Annotated in this window: 20 protein-coding genes and 2 pseudogenes; 7 read left to right on the forward strand and 15 right to left on the reverse strand. The window is 66.6% G+C overall.

The annotated features are described in order from the left end of the window. Nucleotides 1-408: 408 nt before the first annotated feature. From ABT245_RS25530 to ABT245_RS25560, 7 genes are all read right to left on the reverse strand, one after another. On the reverse strand, nt 409-951 hold the full coding sequence (locus ABT245_RS25530) for an MOSC domain-containing protein (protein WP_351737336.1): 543 nt from the start codon (nt 949-951) through the stop codon (nt 409-411). A 117-nt stretch (nt 952-1,068) separates the two neighbouring features. After that, entirely contained in the window at nt 1,069-1,356 is a 288-nt protein-coding gene (locus ABT245_RS25535) for a hypothetical protein (protein ID WP_351737338.1), read from the reverse strand. Beyond that, on the reverse strand, nt 1,353-1,649 hold the full coding sequence (locus ABT245_RS25540) for a DUF6247 family protein (protein WP_351737340.1): 297 nt from the start codon (nt 1,647-1,649) through the stop codon (nt 1,353-1,355). The genes ABT245_RS25535 and ABT245_RS25540 overlap by 4 nt, the downstream gene beginning before the upstream one ends. A 275-nt stretch (nt 1,650-1,924) precedes the next feature. Further along, entirely contained in the window at nt 1,925-4,045 is a 2,121-nt protein-coding gene (locus ABT245_RS25545; protein ID WP_351737342.1) for a tetratricopeptide repeat protein, read from the reverse strand. Next, nucleotides 4,042-4,452, reverse strand: coding sequence for a hypothetical protein (locus ABT245_RS25550; protein WP_351737344.1), 411 nt, complete (start codon nt 4,450-4,452; stop codon nt 4,042-4,044). The genes ABT245_RS25545 and ABT245_RS25550 overlap by 4 nt, the downstream gene beginning before the upstream one ends. A 299-nt stretch (nt 4,453-4,751) precedes the next feature. Next, on the reverse strand, nt 4,752-4,946 hold the full coding sequence (locus tag ABT245_RS25555) for a hypothetical protein (protein WP_351737346.1): 195 nt from the start codon (nt 4,944-4,946) through the stop codon (nt 4,752-4,754). A gap of 8 nt (nt 4,947-4,954) precedes the next feature. Further along, the gene (locus tag ABT245_RS25560; protein ID WP_351737348.1) at nt 4,955-5,803 is read right to left on the reverse strand and encodes a helix-turn-helix domain-containing protein; all 849 of its coding nucleotides are present in this window, start codon (nt 5,801-5,803) and stop codon (nt 4,955-4,957) included. A gap of 267 nt (nt 5,804-6,070) precedes the next feature. Here ABT245_RS25560 and ABT245_RS25565 point away from each other — a divergent pair, with 267 nt between their 5' ends. The 3 genes from ABT245_RS25565 (at nt 6,071) to ABT245_RS25575 (ending at nt 9,203) form a co-directional block, all read left to right on the forward strand. Continuing rightward, the gene (locus ABT245_RS25565; RefSeq protein WP_351737350.1) at nt 6,071-6,721 is read left to right on the forward strand and encodes an ATP-binding protein; all 651 of its coding nucleotides are present in this window, start codon (nt 6,071-6,073) and stop codon (nt 6,719-6,721) included. Beyond that, the gene (locus ABT245_RS25570; protein WP_351737352.1) at nt 6,718-7,113 is read left to right on the forward strand and encodes a hypothetical protein; all 396 of its coding nucleotides are present in this window, start codon (nt 6,718-6,720) and stop codon (nt 7,111-7,113) included. The genes ABT245_RS25565 and ABT245_RS25570 overlap by 4 nt, the downstream gene beginning before the upstream one ends. A 128-nt stretch (nt 7,114-7,241) precedes the next feature. After that, nucleotides 7,242-9,203, forward strand: a complete 1,962-nt coding sequence (locus ABT245_RS25575; protein WP_351737354.1) for a hypothetical protein — start codon at nt 7,242-7,244, stop codon at nt 9,201-9,203. Between the two features lie 69 nt (nt 9,204-9,272). Here ABT245_RS25575 and ABT245_RS25580 read toward each other — a convergent pair whose 3' ends face one another. The 5 genes from ABT245_RS25580 to ABT245_RS25600 form a co-directional block, all read right to left on the reverse strand. After that, the gene (locus ABT245_RS25580) at nt 9,273-10,475 is read right to left on the reverse strand and encodes a DNA cytosine methyltransferase (RefSeq protein ID WP_351737356.1); all 1,203 of its coding nucleotides are present in this window, start codon (nt 10,473-10,475) and stop codon (nt 9,273-9,275) included. An 89-nt stretch (nt 10,476-10,564) separates the two neighbouring features. After that, nucleotides 10,565-11,572: a DNA cytosine methyltransferase gene (locus ABT245_RS25585; RefSeq protein WP_351737358.1), complete on the reverse strand. Its 1,008-nt coding sequence runs from the start codon at nt 11,570-11,572 to the stop codon at nt 10,565-10,567. A gap of 105 nt (nt 11,573-11,677) precedes the next feature. After that, complete coding sequence (locus ABT245_RS25590) at nt 11,678-12,151, reverse strand: very short patch repair endonuclease (protein ID WP_351737360.1); 474 nt, start codon at nt 12,149-12,151, stop codon at nt 11,678-11,680. A gap of 205 nt (nt 12,152-12,356) precedes the next feature. Continuing rightward, on the reverse strand, nt 12,357-12,656 hold the full coding sequence (locus tag ABT245_RS25595) for an NUDIX hydrolase (protein ID WP_351737362.1): 300 nt from the start codon (nt 12,654-12,656) through the stop codon (nt 12,357-12,359). Nucleotides 12,657-12,687: 31 nt separating this feature from the next. Continuing rightward, on the reverse strand, nt 12,688-13,704 hold the full coding sequence (locus tag ABT245_RS25600; RefSeq protein WP_351737364.1) for a hypothetical protein: 1,017 nt from the start codon (nt 13,702-13,704) through the stop codon (nt 12,688-12,690). A 656-nt stretch (nt 13,705-14,360) separates the two neighbouring features. Between ABT245_RS25600 and ABT245_RS25605 the strand changes: the two genes are divergently transcribed. Further along, nucleotides 14,361-15,164: a class E sortase gene (locus ABT245_RS25605; RefSeq protein ID WP_351737366.1), complete on the forward strand. Its 804-nt coding sequence runs from the start codon at nt 14,361-14,363 to the stop codon at nt 15,162-15,164. A 273-nt stretch (nt 15,165-15,437) separates the two neighbouring features. Here ABT245_RS25605 and ABT245_RS25610 read toward each other — a convergent pair whose 3' ends face one another. Further along, the gene (locus ABT245_RS25610) at nt 15,438-16,793 is read right to left on the reverse strand and encodes an MFS transporter (RefSeq protein WP_351737368.1); all 1,356 of its coding nucleotides are present in this window, start codon (nt 16,791-16,793) and stop codon (nt 15,438-15,440) included. 318 nt (nt 16,794-17,111) lie between these two features. On the opposite strand from ABT245_RS25610, the gene ABT245_RS25615 reads away from it, so the two are divergent. The 3 genes from ABT245_RS25615 (at nt 17,112) to ABT245_RS25625 (ending at nt 18,945) form a co-directional block, all read left to right on the forward strand. After that, nucleotides 17,112-17,711 (forward strand): winged helix-turn-helix transcriptional regulator, encoded by a 600-nt coding sequence (locus tag ABT245_RS25615; protein WP_351737370.1) that lies wholly within the window; start codon nt 17,112-17,114, stop codon nt 17,709-17,711. A gap of 71 nt (nt 17,712-17,782) precedes the next feature. Further along, nucleotides 17,783-18,094: a DUF6412 domain-containing protein gene (locus ABT245_RS25620; protein ID WP_351737372.1), complete on the forward strand. Its 312-nt coding sequence runs from the start codon at nt 17,783-17,785 to the stop codon at nt 18,092-18,094. A gap of 128 nt (nt 18,095-18,222) precedes the next feature. Then, the gene (locus ABT245_RS25625; protein WP_351737374.1) at nt 18,223-18,945 is read left to right on the forward strand and encodes a YidC/Oxa1 family membrane protein insertase; all 723 of its coding nucleotides are present in this window, start codon (nt 18,223-18,225) and stop codon (nt 18,943-18,945) included. A gap of 297 nt (nt 18,946-19,242) precedes the next feature. Here the strand turns inward: ABT245_RS25625 and ABT245_RS25630 are convergent. Together ABT245_RS25630 and ABT245_RS25635 are read right to left on the reverse strand one after the other, a co-directional pair. Further along, a pseudogene (locus ABT245_RS25630) lies at nt 19,243-19,799 on the reverse strand (GNAT family N-acetyltransferase). Beyond that, nucleotides 19,796-20,899, reverse strand: a pseudogene (locus ABT245_RS25635) (NsdA family TPR-like regulatory protein); the annotation flags it as partial. The pseudogenes ABT245_RS25635 and ABT245_RS25630, both read right to left, overlap by 4 nt. Nucleotides 20,900-21,049: the final 150 nt, after the last annotated feature.

The raw sequence follows: 21,049 nt of genomic DNA on the forward strand, positions 1-21,049 counted from the left end.
TACCTTCCCGTCCTCGGTGGTCAGCCCCTTGAGCCGGTCGCGGATCGCGACTCCCGAAGGGCCGGGGAGCACGAACGGCGCCGCCATCTCCCGCAGCCTGCCCATGCCTTCGCCCCCGTCCCGGCGTCTTGCGAAGAGCCCGTCACCGTACCCAACGACCACCATCAGGAAAGGTCCCACATTCGACAGAGGAATCTTCGTTCTGCCCCACGCGGTCGCACAGGCCGCAGCCCGGACACTCACTCATGTGCGCCAGAACACGCCCGTGCACAGTCAACCGCCAGCAGTCCGCAACCCCGGCCCCGCGCACCGTCCCGAACCTGAGTCAAGGTGTGTCAACCTTCCGTCGGCGCCGGAGGCGTCCCAGGGGCGAGGCCGCCGTCGGGCCGGGGGTGCGCCGACGACGCTTCAGACCCGGTCCAGGGGCCGATGCGGCCCCGCCGGCAATTCCGCCTCGATGACATCGCCCGGCCGGACCCGGCCGCCCGCCTTCACGATGCTCATGATGCCGGCCTTGCGCACGAGGTTCCCGTCCGCGTCCCGCCCGACGACCTGCTTCAGCAACCCGGTCTGGAAGGCGTCGATCTGCACACACGGATTGCGCAGCCCGGTCACCTCGACCACGGCCTCGTCACCGATCCGCAGCAGCGTTCCCACGGGCAGCCCCAGCAGATCGATGCCCCGGGTGGTGATGTTCTCGCCCAACTCCCCGGGCCCCACCCGGAACCCGGCCGCGCCGACCTCCTCGAACAACTCCTCGTGCATGAGGTGCACCTGCCGAAGATTCGGCTGCGTGGGATCCTGCGCGACCCGCGACCGATGCTTCACGGTCACCCCGGAATGCACATCCCCTTCGACCCCGAGCCCGGCAAGCAACACGATGCTCTCCCGATTCGGCTTGCTGAACGAGTACACCCCGTTACAACTGACAGCCACGACTATGCCCCGCATAAACCGACCCCCTCCGCGTCACCGAGACCCTACCTCCGCGGCGTCCAAGCGACCTTGGCCCGCGAATCCCGCGGCTCACTGCACGCACATACCGTTGGCGACGGCAGACGCCCGAAATCAATCGGAGGCAACTCCGTCGTCCGGCGTCAGCGAGACAATGGCCACGGTAGGCGGCGGTGGCGCCGGTGTGTATACGTACGCCACTGCCAACCCCGGAACGCTGCCATGGGGTTCGATCCTCGTCTTGCGGACTTCGGTGCCGTCATGACCGGGAAGCCCGAGCAGGACCCCGAGTCGGGGCACCTGTTCCAGCTCCTGCCGCAACCTCTCCAACGCGTGCTCGGCCCCGAGACCCTTCGCTCGCTCGGCGGCCCGCTCTGTGATGGCCGCGATCACACCGCTCATCGGTCCTGGGCCTCCTGCTTCAACCTGGCCGTGAGGTCGATGCCCTCTTGTACGGCGACGTCGAAGTCGGGGTCCTGGTAGAGCCGGATTCGACCCCGATAGTCGACGATCACCGTGGCCACAGCGTTGAGGTCCGTCTCCGATGACGTCTCCAGCGCATGCTGAAGGTCCGCTTCAAAGGACTCTCGGTCGCTGGGAAAGCCATGGCCGGACCTGAGGGCGGCTCTGATGTCACCGATGGTCGTCAACGGCAGCGTCGTAGGTCCAGACGCCTCCGCGTACTGTGCGCTCACGATCGAGTACTCCTTGCTTCCGTCGGTCTAAGACAAGTGTCCTACAGCGGTACGTCTCCCGTTGCGGAGAGCACCAAGGAAGGGGCCGCGCGCCCTGCTCCCTACGGTAATGACCGAATCTGTCACGTACGTGAACCAGGTAGATGGCAGGCCGACGCGCTTACGAGGTGCTGCGCGGAGAGGATTATGATCGATCACGCAGCGTCATGGCTGTTGGTCTGAACCAACCACCTTGCTGAGGAACTGGGTAAGTCGATGTAAAGTCAAGATTTTCTCTATGGTTCTCGATATCTCTCCAGGAGTTCCTTGGCGTGGATCGTCCACGGATGGTTCGGCCCGAGTGTCCTGGTCCGGCCTTCTGTGACTTCTTCCAGATGCTCAATTGCTTCAGCCTCTTCGCCGAGAGTATAGAGAATCACGCCAAATGTTTGGCGGGCGTTGAGCGTGATAGGAAAATCGGCACCGAAGCGGTGGGAGAATTTTTCAGTGGCGGAGCGAATGTACGACAGGGCCTCTGCCGGGCGCCCAGCGCGATTGAGTGCAAAGGCGCAGTTGAGTTCTGCGCCGAGCGTGATGGTGTGGTCTTCTCCGATCTCCTGACGGCATTCCATGACCAAGTCCGGCCCTGCGTCTACGTCTAGCGACTGCGTGGATACTTCTAGGAGGTTCGACCGCGCGTTGAGCGTGAGGGGATGCACGGCGCCGAGTGCTCGAAGATACCCTTCTGCCGCTCGCCGGAACAGCGAGATACCATCCGGTCTTCGGCCAAGAACGACGAGTGGACTGGCTAGCTTTGTGCAAGCCGCTAGTGTGTCTGGTGCTGTTGGCCCCAGCGTCCGTTCGCAGTCCTCCAGATTTTGCTGAAAAACGGCCTCGGATTCCTCAAATCGTCCAAGCCGAAAGAGGGCCCGCCCTACACGTTGACGCAGTCTGACAAGCCAAATGTTGTCTTCGGGCAAGCGGGATTCCAGTAGCTCACCAGCTTGTCTGCCCAAGCTGAGTGCTGAGGTGTAGTCACCAGTTCTATGAATTGCGGTGACAAGTCGAAGAGCGCATTCTGCTGCAGCCTCTGCTGTTGGTTGGCCGGTTGCCCAACTCGCTGTTCTCTGCAATAGCGCGATCACGTGAGGTGCGAGCAGGTTCACCAGGGGGTCCTGCATCCCTCGGTCAGGCACCTCTGGCAATAGAGTGAGACATAGGCGGGCCGCCGTGAAGGAGAGTTGCTCCTGCTGGTCAGCGGGTGTGGCTCGGGCCACGCTGTTGAGGAGCACGCCGTGGGTGCGTAAGCAACGCATTTCCCCGGGCGCCAGCTCGGTGAGGGAGTGATCAATGAGCCCGCGCAGAGCCGATTCGACGCGAGATGCCGGGAGTGCCGGGCCGAGTTCGGCCCCGAGCAGGACTGACAGCGGCAACGGATCACTGGACCAGCAGGCGAGTAGGCGCAGAAGGCGGCCTGCTTCGGGTAGACCTTGTGCGGCGAGGGCATCGATGGAGAGTTGCCAGGTGCAGCTGGGCAGGTGCCGAGAATCGCCGCCGATGGCTGTGGCGCCTTGTTCGATGAGGTCGATGGGGTCGAGACCTGTGCTGCCGTCGAGCCGGCGGCCGTAGTCGGCAAGGCTCCATGGGTCGATCACCTGGTGGGCGAGGAATCCGCCGGCGAGGGTCAGTGCCAGAGGCAGTCGTCCGAGGCGGTCAGCGACCTCCGCGGCATCTTCGATCGACCCGGCATGCGGTGCGAGGTCGCGCAGAACGAGGGCGGCATCCTCACGTGGGAGCACACCGAACTGGAGCAGTTCTGCACCCGGCCACCAATGGGTCGCTGCTTGCCGGGTCGTGACGACCACAGTGCCGGTGGGGCTGGTACGCAGCCAGCCGCCGTCGCGGAGGATGGCGGGATCGTCGGCGTTGTCGAGGACCAGGAGCCAGGGGCGGTCGGACCGGTCGAGGTAGTGCCAAACGAGATCGGCGGCGGGACGCAGCCCGCTGCGTGCTCCCATCAGTTCACCGTCTGTGGCTCCGCGGTCGGCTGCGACAGCGAGCATGCCGGCACGTAGAGAGGCCGGGTCGGAAGCGTTGACCCATAGCCCAAGTCGGCCCACCTGGTCGGTGGCGTATTGGAAGAGCGTGTAGGCGACGGCGGTCTTGCCACAGCCGCCCAGACCGTGAAGGACGTAGGCGCGGTTGCCGACACCGGGTTCGACGGCGGCGCGCAGACGGTCCATCTCTCCGACTCGGTCGCGGAGCACCCGGGGGGCGCGGCCGACCGTCGGGCGGCGCACGGAGTCCGGCCCGAACCAGTCAGGGGCGTGGTGATGGTGCTCAGTGATGTACTGGTCACCGGTGGCTTGGTAGATGCGCCCCTGGCCATCGGCCCGGGCATCGTTGTGGCCGCTCACCGGTGGCCGAAGTTCTGGTCACGGCCGGCCTGGTAGACCCGAGCGTGGCCGGAGGCGGTGGCGTGCTGCGTCACCGACGAGCCTACGGGCCTGTACGGAGCCAGTTCATTCAGCAGCGTCCGCAGCGCCTCTGCTTCCTCGGGGTGTGCGGCGAGCAGTCGCCGTATGCGGCCCTGCCACTCCGTACCTAGTTCGTCGCGGGATTCGAGGTCGCCGCCGGCCTGTGCGGCCAGCAGCTCTCCTCGTGTTACCTCGAGCTCCGCGGAAATCGCCTCGGCCCGCTCTGGCTCAGCACGGCGCCACAACGAGGCGATACAGTCCCTGGCACGTTGCCACACTTCGGTCGTCAACAAGGTCACCAAGGTTGTCCCTGCTGTGCCGGCCAGCACGGCCATCTCCGGATCCATGAACCCACCCCCTCCATCCCGTTACTACCTGTTGCCACAGAGTAGCCAGTGGGTCTGGTAACAGCACGGCCCATACGTTCGCTGCACGCTCTGTGAGCTTGCCTTGCCCGGTGAAGCGTGTGAAGACGGTGTTCGTCTGCGATGTGCCTGATGAACGGATCACCGCGAACATCCTGCATGCTGAACAGCGCTCGTGTCAGACATTCCCTCCGGGCCGGACCGCATCCGTCACTCGGCCTCCGCTGAACCTCAGTTCGTATCTCCGGTCTGCCGAAGTCTGATGTCAGCCTTCGGTGGACTCATCTCAGCAGGCGGTCCGCCTTGCCGGCCTTGATGTCGAGGATCATGGTCCGGAGGGCCTCCCGGCTGTCCGTGATGAAACGGTCCTCCTGGCCGTTCACGGCTATGTACGCGTTTCCGGAGCCGTCCACGCCCATCCGGAAGCACGAGTTGCCTTCCCCGCAGAACGGCTCTTCCCACTGGATCTCTGGCATGGCGTCTCCTAGAGCTCGCGAGTGATGGCGTGGATGAAGGCTCTTGAGTCGTCGGGGGACAGCGCCAGCTCCTCCATCCGGTCCAAGTGAGCACGGTACTTGGTCAATTCTGCCTCGCCGTAGAGGAAATCCGGGCCGTGGGAGTTGTCGATCTGCACGGTGTCCAGTTGTTCCGTTGGCCCTTCCGCGTACAGAACGGTCTGTCCCGCTCCCGGAAAGGCTCCGCGGGTGAAGGGGACGACCAGGACCGTTCGGCTGTCCCGCTCGGACTGGTCCAGCAGGTGACGGAGTTGCTCGCGGGTGACCCTCGGCCCACCGAACTGCATCCGGAGCGCTGCCTCGTGCACGATGCCGGTGAAGGAGGGAGCGGCCTCGGAGTTGAGCACCTCCTGACGGTGGTTGCGGTGGGCGGCTCTCAACGTCACCTCGTGCTCGGGCAGATGCGGAAGGACAGCCCGGAAGACCGCGAGAGCATAGTCGGTCGTCTGGAGCAGGCCGGGAATGTGCACTGTGCACGCGGTGCGCATGCGAACGGACTGCCATTCCAACTCGGCGATGTCCAGGAGCCCTTGAGGCAGGGTCCTGCGGTACTGCTCCCACCAGCCCGAGGTGCGTGAGGCCATTTCCGCCAATGCGGCCACGTACTTTTCGTCGTCGCAGCGGCAGTGGTGAGCCAGGGTGCGCAGCCGCTCCTCGCTGATGCTCCTGACCCCGGACTCCATGTAGGAGATCTTCCCCCGGTCGACTCCCAGGAGCTTTGCGGCCTCCTCCGCGGACATGCCGACCGCTACTCGCATCCTGCGCAGCTCGTGGCCGAGCCGCTTCTGCCGCTGAGTGGGGACTGGCTTCGGGGGCATGCCGTTCCTTCCTGTGCGCTCGGTTGCAGTTTGCCGTGTTCACGTGACCCAGTGCCACGATCTAGCTAATCTGCCGAAGTCGATGGCAAATTTACCTCAACCTCTCTACGTTGGGTGTCGCGCCGATCGCGGATGGTGAGCAGAAGTGCATCGCGCACGCCTGCCCGGGTGCTCCTGTCCTGGGAGCGGTGGGTGTGTGTCAGGGCGACAGGCCACTGCTCGCTTCGTGAGCTGCGTGTCACGGACCTGAAACCAAGGAGGTTGCGCGTGAATCACGACAACTGCCTGCCGCGCTCGGAGTTGCAGATTCCGTTCGAGGCGAGGCCGAACGAGGTGCCTGCATTGCGGCGGATCATCCGTCAGCATCTCGGCCATTGGGGCCTGATCGGCATGGTGGAACCTGCTCAGCTCTGCGTCAGCGAACTGGCCACCAACGTGATCAAGCACGTCGGCTTCGGCGTTTCGGCGACGCTGGCGGTCTCCATGGCGGGCACGAATCTTCGTTTGGAGGTACAGGACCCGTTCGCGAACCAACTCCCGATGGCAGTCCAATCGGACGACCATGCGGAGGACGGAAGGGGCCTCACTCTGATCGACGCGGTGTCCGAAAGGTGGGGCGTTCGCCTCATTTCGGAAGGGAAGGCCATCTGGTGCGAGTTGGTGACAACGCTCACAACGCCGCACGGTCACATCTCGGATCGCCGCGTTTCCCGTGCCGATGAGCTGCTCACTGCGTACGGCAAACAGGTCTGCTGCCCTGGGAGTCCCGGAGTGCCCCCTGTGGTTGAAGGTGGCGACGGCGCGGTCGGGCTGATTGCCGATCTCTTGCACTGGGTTGCGGCTCATGGTCTGGACCCGGATTCCATCCTCGACCAGGCGCAGTCCTGCTTTAAGGCGGCGTCAGGGCAACTCTCGTGACACGCGAGAACGGAATCGGAGCTTCCGGGTTGGTCGAGGACTTCAACTTCGTCCGCCCCGAACCTGATTCGATTCGGGTGATCTGTCGGATCGCGAGTGAAGCAGGGTTCCTGGACGGAGTGGAGGTGATGCCACTCGCGAACGGCCCGACTCGCGGGGAGTTCCTGCTGACGGTTGCCGTGGAGGAAGACCTCGTCCTCGCGTCGAACAGATTCACATGGAGTGAACTGGAGCCTCCGGTCGGCGTGAGGGGGGCCGAGGCGATACGACACGTCCTCGGACGCATTGACGAGATCGCTCGGCGCACCCGGGCTGGCCTGAACGCCTACACATGGCTGCGTGCATCGGAGCGGGAGCAGCTGCTGATCCTCGGTCAAGCTCGCGAGAGCTGACGTGCCCTGACATCGCGAAAACTCTACGCAAAGGAGGACGCCTGAGGCTATGGTGCTCTCTTGGCAAGGGCGTTCGCTCTTGCTGAAGCTTCTAGGGCTACGGCTCTAGGGGGAAGGGAGAGTTCGACATGCCCAGGTACGTGCATGTGCCGACGGAAGCAACACATCAACTCATCCGGCAAGCGTACGAGGCAGGCGGCCCCTACCAGTGGGCCAGAGAAGCGTGGAAGAACTCTGAGGAGAGCCACGCATCGATCATCCAGTTCGGGATTGAGGAACAGGCTGCGGAGCGGCTTGGTGTCCGGCGTCGGACGATCATGGACAACGGCGAGGGCATGGAGCCCGACGACCTCAAGATCTTTCTCACCACCTTCGGCGGCGGTGGCAAGCCGATCGGGATGGACCAGAACTTCGGGCAAGGTTTCAAGTCCGCAGTGCTGCCATGGAATCCCTACGGAGTTGTAGTCATCAGCTACACCCGGAACAACCCCGAGGGGGCCATGCTGTGGATCTATCGGGATGAGCAGGGCAACTACGCCCTGAAGGAATGGGCAGCGCAGGACGAGGACGGGGATTTCGTCTCCTATCTGTCCACGCCCAGGCCCTTCAACGACGAGGAGCACGGTTGCGACTGGGGTGCCATCCGGCCCGATTGGATGGAAACCGGCACCATCATGGTACTGCTGGGCCAGTCGGCGGAATCGAATACTTGGCAGGGGGATCCGGAACCGGCCCGTAACGAGAACGTTGATGGGCTGATCAGGTACCTCAATGGGCGCCTTCTCGAAGTACCTGAACGAAACGGTGCACCGATCGAAACCACGGTCTTTGACCTGTACGAGCGCAAGAGTGAAGAGAGGCGCGCCAGCAAAGACAAGACCGTAGTTCTGCCGGGCGGCCAGGAGATGGTGTGGCGGCCCCGGCGAGTATACGGGCTGCGGCACTTCATCCCGAAAACTGAGCTCACCGGGACTGTAGTAGTCGACGAACATGGCACAGAAGCCGAGTGGTTCTATGTGCCTGAACCAGATGCCCCGGTCAAGGGGTCTCGGGACTATGTCAACCAGCGCCCAGTCGTTGCTGTTGACTACCGCGGCGAGCTCTACCATGCGGACTCCGCTAAGAGCCGGTATCGGCAATTCGGTATCACCGACGAGATTCGGAGCCGTACCTGGTTGGTCTTGCATCCTCCTGTCTACAGCGACAGCCGGCCGATGGAGTGGGGCGTCATCAGCCACGCGTCCCGGAACATGCTCATGGCCAAGGGAGGTGTCGATCTCCCCTGGGACCAGTGGGGGGATGCGTTCTTCGCACGCTTCCCTGAGGAACTTGCACGCGTGCGGGATGAGGCGCGATCCGGGAACCGAGGACAGAGCGATGCGTCGATGGCCAAGAATCTTTCGAGGATCTTGGACCGGCTGAACCCCCGATTCAAGGCGTCGAGGGTTCTTTCATCGGCGGCAGGCCTCGTAATGGGATTCCCGCACGGCGCGACCGCGGGAATTCCGGGCAGCCAGCGAACCACTCGCAATAGTGGTGGCAAGGGAACGCCTGGCGGGGTTGGCGGCAGCACGGGGCCCCGGCAAGTACTGATCCCCGCCGTCGGTGGAAGTGCGCCTGGACGGCCAGCGCGTGCCAAGGGCGGGTTCCCGGCATTCCAGTGGAGGAAATTCGAATCGGACGAGGCTAAATTCCTCGCCCGATATGACCAGAACGACAGTATGACGCTGTCAGACGGGCTGGTTTCCCACGGGGTTGTCTTTCTGAATGAGACGCACCCCGTCTTCGTCCAGGAGTGCAACTACTGGGTCGATAACGTGTGGCCGAAGGCTGATCCGAAGCAAATCCAAGAGCTGATTCACAGGGTGTATGGTGAGGAAGCAGTCGCCCATGTCGTGCACGCGCAGAGGCTCAATGGCACCGTGGTAGGTAGCAATGGTGACAAGCCAGAAGTGATCAGCGAAGAGGACGTTGAACGTCTTCTGGAGCCAGTGGCGCTATCTTCTGCTCTCCTCGGCCTGGTGAATGTCGAGCAGCGCATCCTGACGCAGGGCGGCGGGTTGTTCGGCAGCAGGGCAAACGCTCAGTAGATCTGGGCCGAGACAACACCATGTGTCGGCGCTTCGATCCCCTCGAAGCGCCGACACAGTGCTTTCCGCTCAGATAGCGTTGTTCGCAGCCAGATGGTAGTGAATGTGCTTAGCCAATTGCTCGGCTAGCCCGATCGGTACGGCGTTTCCAATCTGTCTGGCAATTTGCAGCTTAGAGCCACACCACTTGTATTCTTCGGGGAATCCTTGAATCAAAGCAGCTTCGTAGTGCGTGATCGGACGGTTGAGAGATGGATGGAGATAGCGACCCTTCTCGGGCTTAAAGAACTCCGTCCGGATTGTAACGGATGGTGCGTTGATGCGCAGCCGACCCATTACGTCTCCGGTGCCGCTGTTGTGACGGTCCCAACTTTCCGTTGAAAGGGATACTTCCTCGCCGTTGATTATCGTCGTTTTTCCGCGTAGATCCTTGCGGTTTCCACCCGGCGGAATCGCGTCGTATCTAGCAAGCGAGAGGGCTGTTGGACTCCTCCCGATGTGGAGTTCACTCGTCCGGTATATGCCAGGGATGTTGTAGCCGAGAATATCTGCTTCCCTTGACGGGAGGGAATTCGTTAGCGGCTCCTCTGGGCTCTTTGTGAAGATCTCTTCGACGGTCGCCCACGGTAGTCGGCTGGGTGCATCGAATAGCGTCGGATCCCCCTGTGGGGTCCGCTCGTGTGTTGGATCAGGGCTCCCCAGTGCCGGAAGGTCTTTATGTGTTGCGATAACGATGGCGCGCTTTCTAGCCTGGGGGACACCGAAGTCAGCCGCGTTCAAGACGCTCCGAGCTGTGAGATTGTAGCGTCGCAGCAGCCCCTTCTTGTTCGAGGCGAGAAGGGCCCGATATTCGGGTGAATTAAAGAAGCGGTCTACATTTTCGATGACGAAGATTTTGGGTTCGATTGCCGCAACTACTCGAACGTATTCGCGCCACAGTTTATTTCTCGGGTCAAGTGGGTTCTCGTCACCCAGTCCGGAAAACCCCTGGCAGGGTGGCCCCCCGAGTATTACGTCTACATTTCCCTTATATGGGGATGGGTCCCACTTCTTGATGTCGTCAGCGAAGACCTCGCAAGATTCTTCCTGGCCCTCGCCGAAGTTCGCTGCGTACGTGGAGGCGGCAGCCTTGTCAAACTCCACGGCCGCTACCGAGCGGAACGGAGAGGCCTGGCCTGGAGCGGGCTTGTACGAGTGAAAGCCTTGAGTGAAGCCGCCGCAGCCAGCAAACAGGTCGACGACGTTGATCGTGGCAGTGGTGCGGGCGGTCATGGCCGACAGAATACAGACTCGCCGAACTTCCTCGGCCGCCAGCCGAGCGCAAGCAGTGTACCGCTTGCCGTGGTGGGCGTGACTGGCATCTAGGCAGCCTCGGCAGCCGGGGGCTCGCGGAGAACCTCGGCTATGGACGACGCGACAGCGTGTGCCACCGGCGGCGGGAAGGCGTTGCCGATCTGCTTGTACTGAGCTGTCCGGCTCCCCGCGAACTTCCAATCAGCCGGGAAGCCTTGCAGCAGTGCGACCTGCTGAGGGGTGAGCTTCGGGTAGCCCTTCCAACCTCCTCTGCCGATACCATGTCGGAGGACGAAGTCTGGGCCTGGTACCAACTCTGCGGTCGAGTCCCCGTTAACGGCTAGCTCGGCCCACCGCCTCTTGGCGCGATCCGGTCCGAGGTCGCCGCCTCCATGTTTTTCTGAGCCGCCGACCAGTGTTGGAGCGATGTCATTTGCGAGGCGGGCCCATTCGTCGGCTCCCGGCCAGCCTCTGGATTTCATAGATTCCCTCAATACCTCGCCCACAGTTCGAGGGAGTTCCCAGATACCCATTGGCCATTGAAACTTCTCGCGGCCGTCTCGGATGGCCACGATCAGGGTTCGCTGCCTAGTCTGGGAGACTCCAAAATCCTTGGCGTCCAATACCTTGAAATCTACTGAGTAACCTAGATTTTCGAGTTCGCTTGTAATGTTCTTCCGGACGGGAGCGAAATTCCTACTCCTGGCCAGAGTCTTCACGTTTTCAAGCAATACTGCGCGTGGGCGCAAAGTTTTGGCGAGCCTCAGTGCCACGGGCAAGAGATCGCGTTCGTCGTCGGAACCCTTCTGATGCCCGGCTATGGAGTAGGGCGTGCATGGCACGCCGCCCGCAAGGAGATCGACGGCGGTGAGCCCGGCGTCCCGCTCCGGCTCGAAGTCCCGTAGATCCTTCTCAATCACTTGCCAGGACGGGCGGTTGAGACGGAGAGTCTCGCACGCTTCTGCCTTGCGCTCCACGAGCGCAACGTGCTGGAAGCCGGCTTGCTCAACCCCTATGGACTGTCCCCCTCCCCCTGCGCAGATCTCGAGTGATGTCAGGGTCTCGTTGCCCAGCAAGGTCATCCCTCCCCATCCAGACGATGCTGATGAGAGAGTAAACGACCGCACTGACATTCGTTCCTGCCTGCGGCTTCATCGTGCGGAGGAGGGGGGAGCGGTCTCTCAGGAGCCGTGTTGCCGCCTCCGCCGTACCTCCTCGATGATCTTTGCCGCAGTCTCCTCCGCAGGGGTATGTTCCCAGAACCGGAGGACTAGCCAGCCCGCCTCCTTGAGCTGGCTGTCTGTGTCTCGGTCGCGTGCGACGTTGCGAACAACCTTGTCTGACCAATAGTCCGGGTTGGTCTTCGGAGAGACGTAGTGCTCGGGGCATCCATGCCAGTAGCAGCCGTCAATGAACACCGCGACCTTGCCTGGGCGAAACACCATGTCGGCGGTCCGCCGCAGGTCCGGGACGGGCCTTTGCGCAACGCGATACCGCAGGCCGTTGGCGTGGACGAGTCGGCGGACCAGTATCTCCGGCTTGGTGTCTTGGCTGCGCACGGCTTGCATATTGCGCCGTTTCGCCTCCGAAGAAGCCCAGGAACCTGGAGGCGGTGTCCAGGGTCGTGGCTCCTCTGTTGCTTTCCTGCGCGACATGGTGTCCTACGTGTTGGGTCGTCGGTTCGGGGCGATGATCCACGCTAATCGATTTCGGGTCCTGATTGTGAAGTGCCGCCCTGTGGGATTCGAGGCATGGCTTCCTGACAGTGCTGGCACTCACGTTGGGTAGTGCACCAACGCCCCGGGCTTGCGCAGGTCAGGTGCGATGGCATCCGATCACTGGCGGTTCACGGACAAGGCGTCACCGGCTCAGCGTAGCGTCGAGATGAGCCTGCACCGGACCGAAGAGGCCGTACGGCACGTACTCGGTGATTTGGGTAAGTCTGACCCATGCGACCTCGGCCATCTCTTCGTCGTCTGCGACGTAAGGGCTTCCGGACTCTACGACTACGGCCACGTACGACATGCTCCGACCGGTCTTGGAGTGGACCCGTTCTCCGAGGAACTTGAGCGCGGTCACATGTATGCCGACCTCTTCGAGAGTCTCGCGCACGGTTACTTGTTCAGGGCTCTCGCCTGGCTCGATACACGCTGGGCCCATTCCACCGTCGACTCGTTCATGGCCGGGTGGCTCATACCTCAGTGCCGTGGCACTCCTCGTAGTTCTGCCTTGTCCCGCACCAGCACCCCGCCCCTCTCTCTGGCGGCCAAGCCACCGCCCTCCCCCTCGCCGCCAGCGTCGTTGCGTACTGCGGCAGTAGCGTCACGTCGTTCGGGGACGAGCCCTCCGATGCTGCGAAGGCCTCGTAGGAGGGGACCGTGCCTGTGACGATGCCCAGGTTGGCCGTTCCGGAGGAGGCCAGTTCCCGAAGGGCGGACTCTATGGTCGTCAGGTGCTGTTCGTGGGACGGGTACTCGGTGGTGAGGGAGGGGTAGGCGGCCAGCAGTTCGGACAGTTCCGTGGCCGGCCAGTGCAGGACCGCGACCGGGAACGGGCGGGACAGGGTCTCGCGGTGGGTGTCGAGTTCGGCGCGGAGGCGGGAGATCTCGGCCTCCAGCTCCGCCGGGTTGTCCGAGCCGAGGGACCACACGCGTTTGGGGTCGTGGAGTTCGTCCAGGGACACCGAGGAGGAGTGGAGGGTGTCGGCCAGGGTGTCCCAGTCGTCGTGGGCCGCGCCCAGCATCCGGCGGACGCGGTGGCGGCCGAAGAGGAGGGGGTGCGCGGCGTACGGGGGCTGCGGGACGTCCGTCAGGAGCAGCGTCGCGCCCTGCGTGAACGCGTCGTGGGCCGCTTCCAGCTCGTCGTGGGATTCGAGGGCCTCGGCCACGATCACCCAGGGTGCCGGGTCCCGGGGGGCGGCGGTGCGGATTCCCTCGATGATCGCGCGGGCCTCCGCCTCGTGGCCGTACTCCCAGAGGTTGGCCGCCTTCAGGGCCCGTACCAGGTGGGGGGCCTCCAGAGGGGCCGGGGCGGACAGCAGGCGGTCGTAGAGCGCGGTCGCGGCGGGACGGTCGCCGGCGAGTTCCAGGTGGGCCGCGGCCTGGAGGAGCAGGGCCTCGGCGTCCTCGGGATACAGGCCGACGGCCCGTTCCAGGCGTGCCGCTTCGGCGGTGTGGTCGACGTTCTCGGCAGGCGTGTCGGGGCGCATGGGGGACACCGTACTGCCGATGGCCGAGGCAGAGGGCGGGCGCCCGGGGACCGGTATGCGGGCGCCCGGGGACCGGTATGAGGAGGGCGGAGGGGGCAAGGTGCGGGGAGGGGTGAGGTGGCGGTCGTCGAGGGCCTGCCGCTGTGCCGGGCGGGGTGGGGTGTGTGCCGCGTACGTCGGCACCGCCAGGCCGGCCAGGGTGAGCGCGGCGCCGGCGTACGGCGGGGACCGGTAGCCGAGGCCCGCGCCGATGGTCAGGCCGCCGGGCCGGGCGGGCCGGGGGCGGATTCGGCGGTGCCGGTGATGTCGGTGGTGTGGGTGGCTTCGGTGGTGGGGGGTGGTTTCGGTAGTGGGGTGCGGGTAGTTGGGGTGGGGCTCTGGTGGGTTGGCGGTGGTGCGCCTATCGTGCGGGCGTCGCGGGGGCGGGAGCGGTGCGGGGGTGCGGGCGCGCGGGCGGCTTCGGTGGTGCGGGCGGCTTCGGTGGTGCCGGTGACGTCGCTGGTGCGCGACCTCCGTGTGCCGGTGGCGCCAGTGGTGCGGCGACTTCCGTGTGCCGGTGGCGCCAGTGGTGCGGCGACTTCCGTGTGCCGGTGGCGCCGGTGGTGCCGGTGTGGGCAGTGGCCTTGAGAGTGGGCGCGGTGGGAGGCGGGTGGTGTATGCGGGCTTTCGGTGTGCGTGGGGTGCCGGTCGTGGCCGACGGCACGCGGTGGCGGCGTGCCTGTCGTCGGCGGGTGCTGTGGGGCGGGGGCGAGGTCCTGGTGACCGTCGGGGTCGTCCTGCTGCTGCTCGTCGTGCACCAGCTGTGGTGGACGAACCGGGAGGCCGGACAGGGGGCCGAGCGGAAGGTGGAGGCGCTGGAGCGGGAGTGGGACGCCGGCGGCCCCGCGGACCTCGGCACGGGCCCGGCGGCGCCGACCGCGTCGTCCGCGCCGTCGGCGAGCCCGTCGGGCGCCACGGCCGGGCAGCGGTCGTACACCGCCGCCGGTGCGTCCCGGCCCGGCCGCTCCCAGGCGTACGCCGTGCTGAGCATTCCGCGGCTGGGGCTGCGGGTGCCGGTCGCCGAGGGCATCGACAGGCGGGAAGTGCTCGACAAGGGATACGTCGGCCACTACCCCGGCACCCAACAGCCCGGCCAGGCGGGCAACTTCGCGCTCGCCGGGCACCGGAACACGCATGGGGAGCCGTTCCGTCGACTGCCCCGGCTGCGGGCCGCGGACACCATCGAGGTGGCGACGGGCGCGGCGACGTACACGTACGCCGTCGACACGATCCTGCCGCGGACGTCGGCACGTGACGCGGGTGTCCTACGGCCGGTACCGCGCTCGGTCGTCAGGCCCCGGTACGGCTATGTCGAGCCGGGCCACTACATCACCCTGACCACCTGCACCCCGGAGTTCACCTCCCGGTACCGGATGGTGGTGTGGGGGAAGCTGCTGTCGACGCGACCGCGGTCCCGGTGACGGTCGGGGCGCGAAGGCGCGGCGGGCCCACGGGGGCGTTCCCCCGGAGGGTGCGGACCCCTGGCGGGCACCCCCGTGGGCGCGGGCCCCTGGCGGGTGCGGAGCCGCGGCGGGCAGGCGTCCCGCGGGCACGGGCCCCCTGCGGCGCGGATCCCCGGCGGCACGGACCCCCCGCGGCACGGACCCCCGGCCGCGCGGTTCCTCCGCGGGCACCGCCCCCATTACCGGTCGCCGCCCGCCGAACCGTCCCGCTTGTTGATCGCGCGGCTTCGGTCACCCCCGTTCCCGCAGTGCCAGTACGCTCGCCGCGCCCGCCAGTGCCAGGCCGGCCGATACCGTCATGGCCACGTCCGCGCCGTGGGACAGGCCCGCGCCGGAGGACGTGGCCAGGGCGATGGTCAGGGCCACGCCCGCGCAGGAGCCGATGTAGCGGAACGTCTGCTGGGCGCCCGAACCCATCGCCGCCCGCTCGACCGGTACCGACTCCACCGCCAGCAGCGGAAGCGCGGCGTTCAGCAGACCGCTGCCCGCCCCGCTGAGCATGAGCCCCGGCAGCAGCCGGACCCAGGAGTCCGCGTCCACCGCGCCCAGCATCGTGACCACGCCGACCGCGTGGAGCAGGAAGCCGACCACCAGTTGGCCGCGCGGCGACACGCGTCCGGAAAGGCGCTTCGCCTGGAGCGCCACCGCGAAGGACAGTCCGGACCAGAGCAGGAACAGCCATGCCGTGTCCATCGGCGACAGATGCAGCGTCTGCTGCATCAGCGCCGGGAGATAGCTGAACAGACCTATCACCGCGAGCCCGGTGAACAGGCCGCCGGCCGAGGACGCCAGGAAACGGGGGCTGCGCAGCAGACCGAGGTCGATCATCGGGGTGCGTACCCGCCGTTCCACGACCGTGAAGATCCCCACCAGCACCACGGTCGCCGCCAGCAGCAGTCCCACCGGCGCCCGCAGCCAGCCGTCCCGGCCCAGGGTGAGCGCCGCGACCAGGGCGACCAGCGCCAGCCCGAAGGCCGTGGCCCCGGCGGTGTCCGGCCGGCCGCCCCTGGGCGAGCGTGACTCGGACAGTACGCGGACGCCCAGCCCCGCGACGAGCAGGGCCGCCGCGCCCAGGACGCCGTACGCCACCCGCCAGTCGGGCAGCGCGCCGGAGACCAGCGGGCCGGCCGCGATGCCGCCGCTCACGAACGCGCCCCACACACCGGTCGCGTGCAGCCGCCCGCGCGGGCTCGGGAACGCCGCCACCAGCAGGCCGAGGCCGCTCGCCAGGAGCGCCGCGCTCGCCGCGCCCTGGGCGACACGGGCCAGGGTGAAGGCCCAGGTCGACGTCGCCAGCCCGCCGAGGGCCGTGGCGATGCCGAGGGCCAGCGTGCCGGAGAGGAAGACCCGGCGGCGGCCGTAGTCGTCGGCGAGGCTGCCGGCCACCAGGAGCAGCGCGGCAAGGCCCAGCGGGGCGCCGTTCAGGAGCCACGCCTGGGCGGACAGGGGGGTGTGCAGGGCCGCCGCGGTGTCCGGCAGCGTGACCATCGGCGCCGTGTACGTCATCAGGGACACCGCGGTCGCGGCGCTGGTCAGAACCAGGGTGGCGGTCGGGCGGGAGCGCGGGGCCGACTCAGCCGACTCCACAGACTCAGCCGACTCCACAGACTCAGCCGACTCCACAGAGTCCGCCGACTCCACAGAGTCCGCCGACTCCACAGAGTCCGCCGACTCCACAGAGTCCGCCGACTCCACAGAGTCCGCCGACTCCGCAGGGCGCGCCGAGTCCGCCGAGTCCGCAGAGTGCGCAAAGTCCGCCGCGTGCGCCGTGTGTGTGCTGGGCGGGGTACTCCGGGAGGTCGCGCCCATGAGGGTTCTTTCATTGAACCTAGCCATGTGCGTTACCGTAACACTGTCGATTCGGTCATTGAACCAAGGTGTCGGAAAGTGGCTAAGGTGGTGTCCATGGCACTGGGCAAGGACTACGTGACACAGGAGTGCTCCATCGCCCGCGCGCTGGAGATCGTCGGCGAACGCTGGACGCTCCTCGTCGTCCGCGACGCGATCTACGGCGTCCGGCGCTACAACGACTTCCTCGGCCACCTCGGCATCCCGCGCGCCGTCCTGTCGGCCCGGCTCAAGGCGCTGACCGAGGAGGGCATCCTCGACCGGCGCCGCTACCAGGAGTCGCCGCCGCGGGACGAGTACGTCGTGACCGAGCGCGGCATCGCGCTGTGGCCGGCGCTGCGGGCCCTCGCCCTGTGGGGCCGCGAGCACTTCATGGACAGGCAGTTGCGCGCGTTCGAGCACGTGGACTGCGGTACGGAACTCGGGCCGTACGGCGAATGCCCGGCCTGCGGAACTGTCGTGCCCGTCGGGGACGTTGTCATCGTGCCGGGCCCCGGACTCGACCCCGACCCGGCCGATCCGGTCAGCCGGGCGCTGCTGAAGCCGAAACGGCTGCTGGAGCCCCTGGTGATCGAGCCCGGTCAGCCGGGGGAGCCAGGGCAGGGACGGGAACCCGAGCGGGCGGAGGATCGGGTGCAGCAAGGGGATCGGGTATAACCGATCAGCACGGCACGCCTGAGCCGAACGGCGACACGGCAACGCATGAGCGCGCGAGGGGAGGGTGATCGATGGTCCGCAGCTGGTCCACCCTGCGTCCCGCCGCCGTCCTTCTGCTTCTGCTGCTGGAAGTCGCCCTGCTCGACACCGGCGCACTGTCCGCCACGGTCGCGCTCGCCGCGACCGCCGCCGCCGCGTCCGCGCTCGCCGTCTGCGCTCTGATCGCCGCCCGCTGCGTCCCCGCCATACCAACCACCCGGGTCCGTACGGCCATCCGTGACCGGGCCCGCCGTACGGCTTTCCTGCCGCAGCGGGACCCCGACGCCGCGGGCCGGCCACGGCCCAGGGCGCCCGGGCACGCCCTCCCGGCGACCACCGCGTAGGGCCCAACCGGACACCCGGACATACCCAGACACCCGGACATCCGGACCCATACGTGACCCCGCGCGGGTCGTCATGCCGCCACGCACATCCGACCCCGGCACGACGAGACCCCACGGAGGGCTCACCCATGTCCGTTTTCGCCACCCTCGTCGAGCAGCTCGCCGAACTGCTCCGACCGTTCTTCCACGCCTCCGCTGCCGCCGCCGCGATCGTCCTGTTCACCGCGCTCGTCCGGCTGCTGGTGCATCCGCTGTCCCGGGCGGCGGCGCGCGGACAGCGAGCCCGGGCCGCGCTCCAGCCCAGGATCGCCGAGCTGCGCGAGAAACACGGCAAGGACCCGCGTGCGTTCCAGCAGGCCGTGCTGGAACTGCACGCCGAGCAGAAGGTGTCACCGCTGTCCGGCTGTCTGCCCAGCCTGTTGCAGCTGCCCGCCTTCTTCCTCCTCTACCACCTCTTCTCCAGCGCGACGATCGGCGGGCGGGCCAACGGGCTGCTCACGCACGAGCTGTTCGCCGCGCCGCTCGGCGGACGGTGGGCGGACGCCCTCGCCGACGGCGGCCCGTTCGGCGCGGCGGGCACCGTCTACCTCGGCCTGTTCGCCGTCGTCACCGCCGTCGCGACCTTCAACTACCTGCGGACGAAGCGGATGACCGCGGCCGACGCGCCGGTGCCGGCCGCCGCGCCGGCCGGCACCGGGCAGACCCCCGGGCTCGCGGCGGTCGGCCGGGTCATGCCGTTCCTGTCGTACTTCACCCTGCTGACCGTGGCCGTGGTCCCGCTGGCCGCCGCACTGTACGTGGTCACCAGCACGACATGGACCACGGTCGAACGCGCCGTGCTCTATCGGTGATCAAGTTCCCTGACCGGAAAACTCAACGGTCACCAAGGCGCGGTACCGGCCGGGGGCCGCGTCGATGAGTGCACGCACCGTGTCGGCGTGGATCGGCACTGTCTCGGCTCGGCGCTGCTCGGGCCGTCGTACGCCCTCGCACGGGTGGCCAGCGATGATCCGGGGCGCTGTCGTCTCCGGGGATGACCAGGGGATGCCTGGGGGCGCAAGCAGCGTCCCCCGCGTCCCCGTCGTGCCCCGCTCAGCGGTCCGGTGTCGGCACGCGACCGGTCGCGCCCTTCTCCGCGCGCGAGCGGGTTACCGCAGGGTGAGCAGCATCACGTCATGCAGGTCCGCGCCCTCCCACGGGCGGGCCTCGCCCACCTTGCGATATCCCCACGCGCGGTACGCAGCCGACGCCGCTTTTGCTCCCGGGGTGGACATTGAGCAGCACCCGATCGACCTCGACACTGTCGAGCAGCGTTTCGTGCAGCCGCCGAGCGACGCCCTGCCCGCGCCACCGTTTGCGCACGGCAAGTTCCATGAGCCCGAAGGTTCGGTGTCCGTCTTCGCGGCGCAGGTCGTCAGGCACCGGCTCGGTGAGCTGATCCCACCATCCCGTGTTTGCGGTGAGCGGGTAGCCGTAGGCGATGCCGACGGGTTCGCCGCCCTCGCTGCGGGCCAGGGTGGCGCGGAAGGTGGCTTTGCGGGTCTGTGAGCGGAAGCGCTGAAAGGTGGCTGTGACGTCCCTCTCGCTCTCGTTGTAGGGCGGCTCGGCGAACACCTCGGCGTAGACCAGCCGGAAACGCGTCTTCGGCCTGCTGGGCGGCATGCCCGTTCAGGCCCTCGACCGTGATGGTTCCGTTCTGCGTCATGTGGCGCCCCCTAGGACGGTCTCGCGGATACGTTCGCCGCACTCATGGGCTGCCGTGCTGTCCACCCGGGCGGCAGCGCGCTGAAAGGACCGGATCTTGGCCAGTAGTCGTGGCGAGGAGATCCCGCCACACGCGTCCAGTACGGCGCTCATCTCCGCGCACGCCTCATCGACCTCCCCGGCATCGAGGAGCACACCCGCGAGTTTCACCCGATACGAGGCACTGTTGCGGGCGAGGTCACCACCGATGCCGCGCACGGCGGCACGCAGGAACGGCACTGCACGTTCGGGCTGCTCGGCTCGTATGTACATGTCGGCAGTGGCGTAGTCCACCTCGAACGGTCCGACGAACTTTGCCCAGTTGGGTACCTCCGAGTCGGTGTCTGCGCGCCCTTGGTAACTGACAGCTCGGCTCAGGGCACGGCGCGCACCTGCCAGATCTCCCGTGTGCGTGGCTACGTTGGCGTCGCGCAGTGCGATGACCAGGTGGACGGTGTGACCGGCTCCCGCTCGGGTGGCGAGTAGGTAGGCAGTCTCGACCGCGCTTGCCGCCTCCCACGCGCGCTCCGCCTTGATTGCAAGGAGTACGAGCGTCTCCAGTACAGAGACCTGTAGCAGCGGGTTGTCGACAAGCTGCGCCGCTGCAAGTGCCTCCATACAGGCGGCGCGGCCCTGATCGGTGTGCCCGCCGTCGTAGCCGTACCAGGCGCGGTGGCCGTGCAGTTCGGCGAGCATCGTCTGCAACTCCCGCCCTACGCGGCTGGTGTACGACGAGGCGCCGAGCGCGCCCGTGATCTCGTCCTCGGTCCGGCGCGCTTGGGTCATGGCAGGCACGCTGCCCGAAGTGTGGTCGGTCTCATACAAGCCATCGAGTCTCGTGCGCAGCCGTGCAATATCGGTTGTGCCGATCCGTGGCCCAGGGCGGGCAGGAACAAGTGCTGCTGCTGCGAGCGCCCCGGCGTCAGCGACGAACGTCCTCCGCTTCACGTCTCCAGCGTCGCTTACTGGCGCGGGAACCGTCACGCGATGCCGGGGAACCTCGAACCCCATTTCGGCGAGAGGAATGCCGAACATCGTCCAACACCGACGGGCGCACCTACTCGGCGTCGTTCCCCTCGCTCTTCCTCAACCCGGGCTACCCGCCGCGCCGCGCCGTCCCCGCCGACCGGCCCGACCCCATAGCCTGACGGCCGAGGTTTGCTCCATTGGTGGGCGGCGGGTGTGGGCGGTGGCTGGGTGTAGGCGCCGGGT

This window comes from Streptomyces sp. NPDC001508, from assembly GCF_040298665.1.
In the GTDB taxonomy this organism is placed as follows: domain Bacteria; phylum Actinomycetota; class Actinomycetes; order Streptomycetales; family Streptomycetaceae; genus Streptomyces.

What these genes read in the sequence shown, in the direction of transcription:
- ABT245_RS25595 (WP_351737362.1), bottom strand. Translation starts at nt 12,656, where the DNA reads ATGGGCCCAGCGTGTATCGAGCCAGGCGAGAGCCCTGAACAAGTAACC.
- ABT245_RS25560 (WP_351737348.1), bottom strand. Translation starts at nt 5,803, where the DNA reads ATGCCCCCGAAGCCAGTCCCCACTCAGCGGCAGAAGCGGCTCGGCCAC.
- ABT245_RS25550 (WP_351737344.1), bottom strand. Translation starts at nt 4,452, where the DNA reads ATGGATCCGGAGATGGCCGTGCTGGCCGGCACAGCAGGGACAACCTTG.
- ABT245_RS25605 (WP_351737366.1), top strand. Translation starts at nt 14,361, where the DNA reads ATGCGGGCTTTCGGTGTGCGTGGGGTGCCGGTCGTGGCCGACGGCACG.
- ABT245_RS25590 (WP_351737360.1), bottom strand. Translation starts at nt 12,151, where the DNA reads ATGTCGCGCAGGAAAGCAACAGAGGAGCCACGACCCTGGACACCGCCT.
- ABT245_RS25535 (WP_351737338.1), bottom strand. Translation starts at nt 1,356, where the DNA reads ATGAGCGGTGTGATCGCGGCCATCACAGAGCGGGCCGCCGAGCGAGCG.
- ABT245_RS25625 (WP_351737374.1), top strand. Translation starts at nt 18,223, where the DNA reads ATGTCCGTTTTCGCCACCCTCGTCGAGCAGCTCGCCGAACTGCTCCGA.
- ABT245_RS25555 (WP_351737346.1), bottom strand. Translation starts at nt 4,946, where the DNA reads ATGCCAGAGATCCAGTGGGAAGAGCCGTTCTGCGGGGAAGGCAACTCG.
- ABT245_RS25615 (WP_351737370.1), top strand. Translation starts at nt 17,112, where the DNA reads ATGGCACTGGGCAAGGACTACGTGACACAGGAGTGCTCCATCGCCCGC.
- ABT245_RS25530 (WP_351737336.1), bottom strand. Translation starts at nt 951, where the DNA reads ATGCGGGGCATAGTCGTGGCTGTCAGTTGTAACGGGGTGTACTCGTTC.
- ABT245_RS25600 (WP_351737364.1), bottom strand. Translation starts at nt 13,704, where the DNA reads ATGCGCCCCGACACGCCTGCCGAGAACGTCGACCACACCGCCGAAGCG.
- ABT245_RS25580 (WP_351737356.1), bottom strand. Translation starts at nt 10,475, where the DNA reads ATGACCGCCCGCACCACTGCCACGATCAACGTCGTCGACCTGTTTGCT.
- ABT245_RS25575 (WP_351737354.1), top strand. Translation starts at nt 7,242, where the DNA reads ATGCCCAGGTACGTGCATGTGCCGACGGAAGCAACACATCAACTCATC.
- ABT245_RS25620 (WP_351737372.1), top strand. Translation starts at nt 17,783, where the DNA reads ATGGTCCGCAGCTGGTCCACCCTGCGTCCCGCCGCCGTCCTTCTGCTT.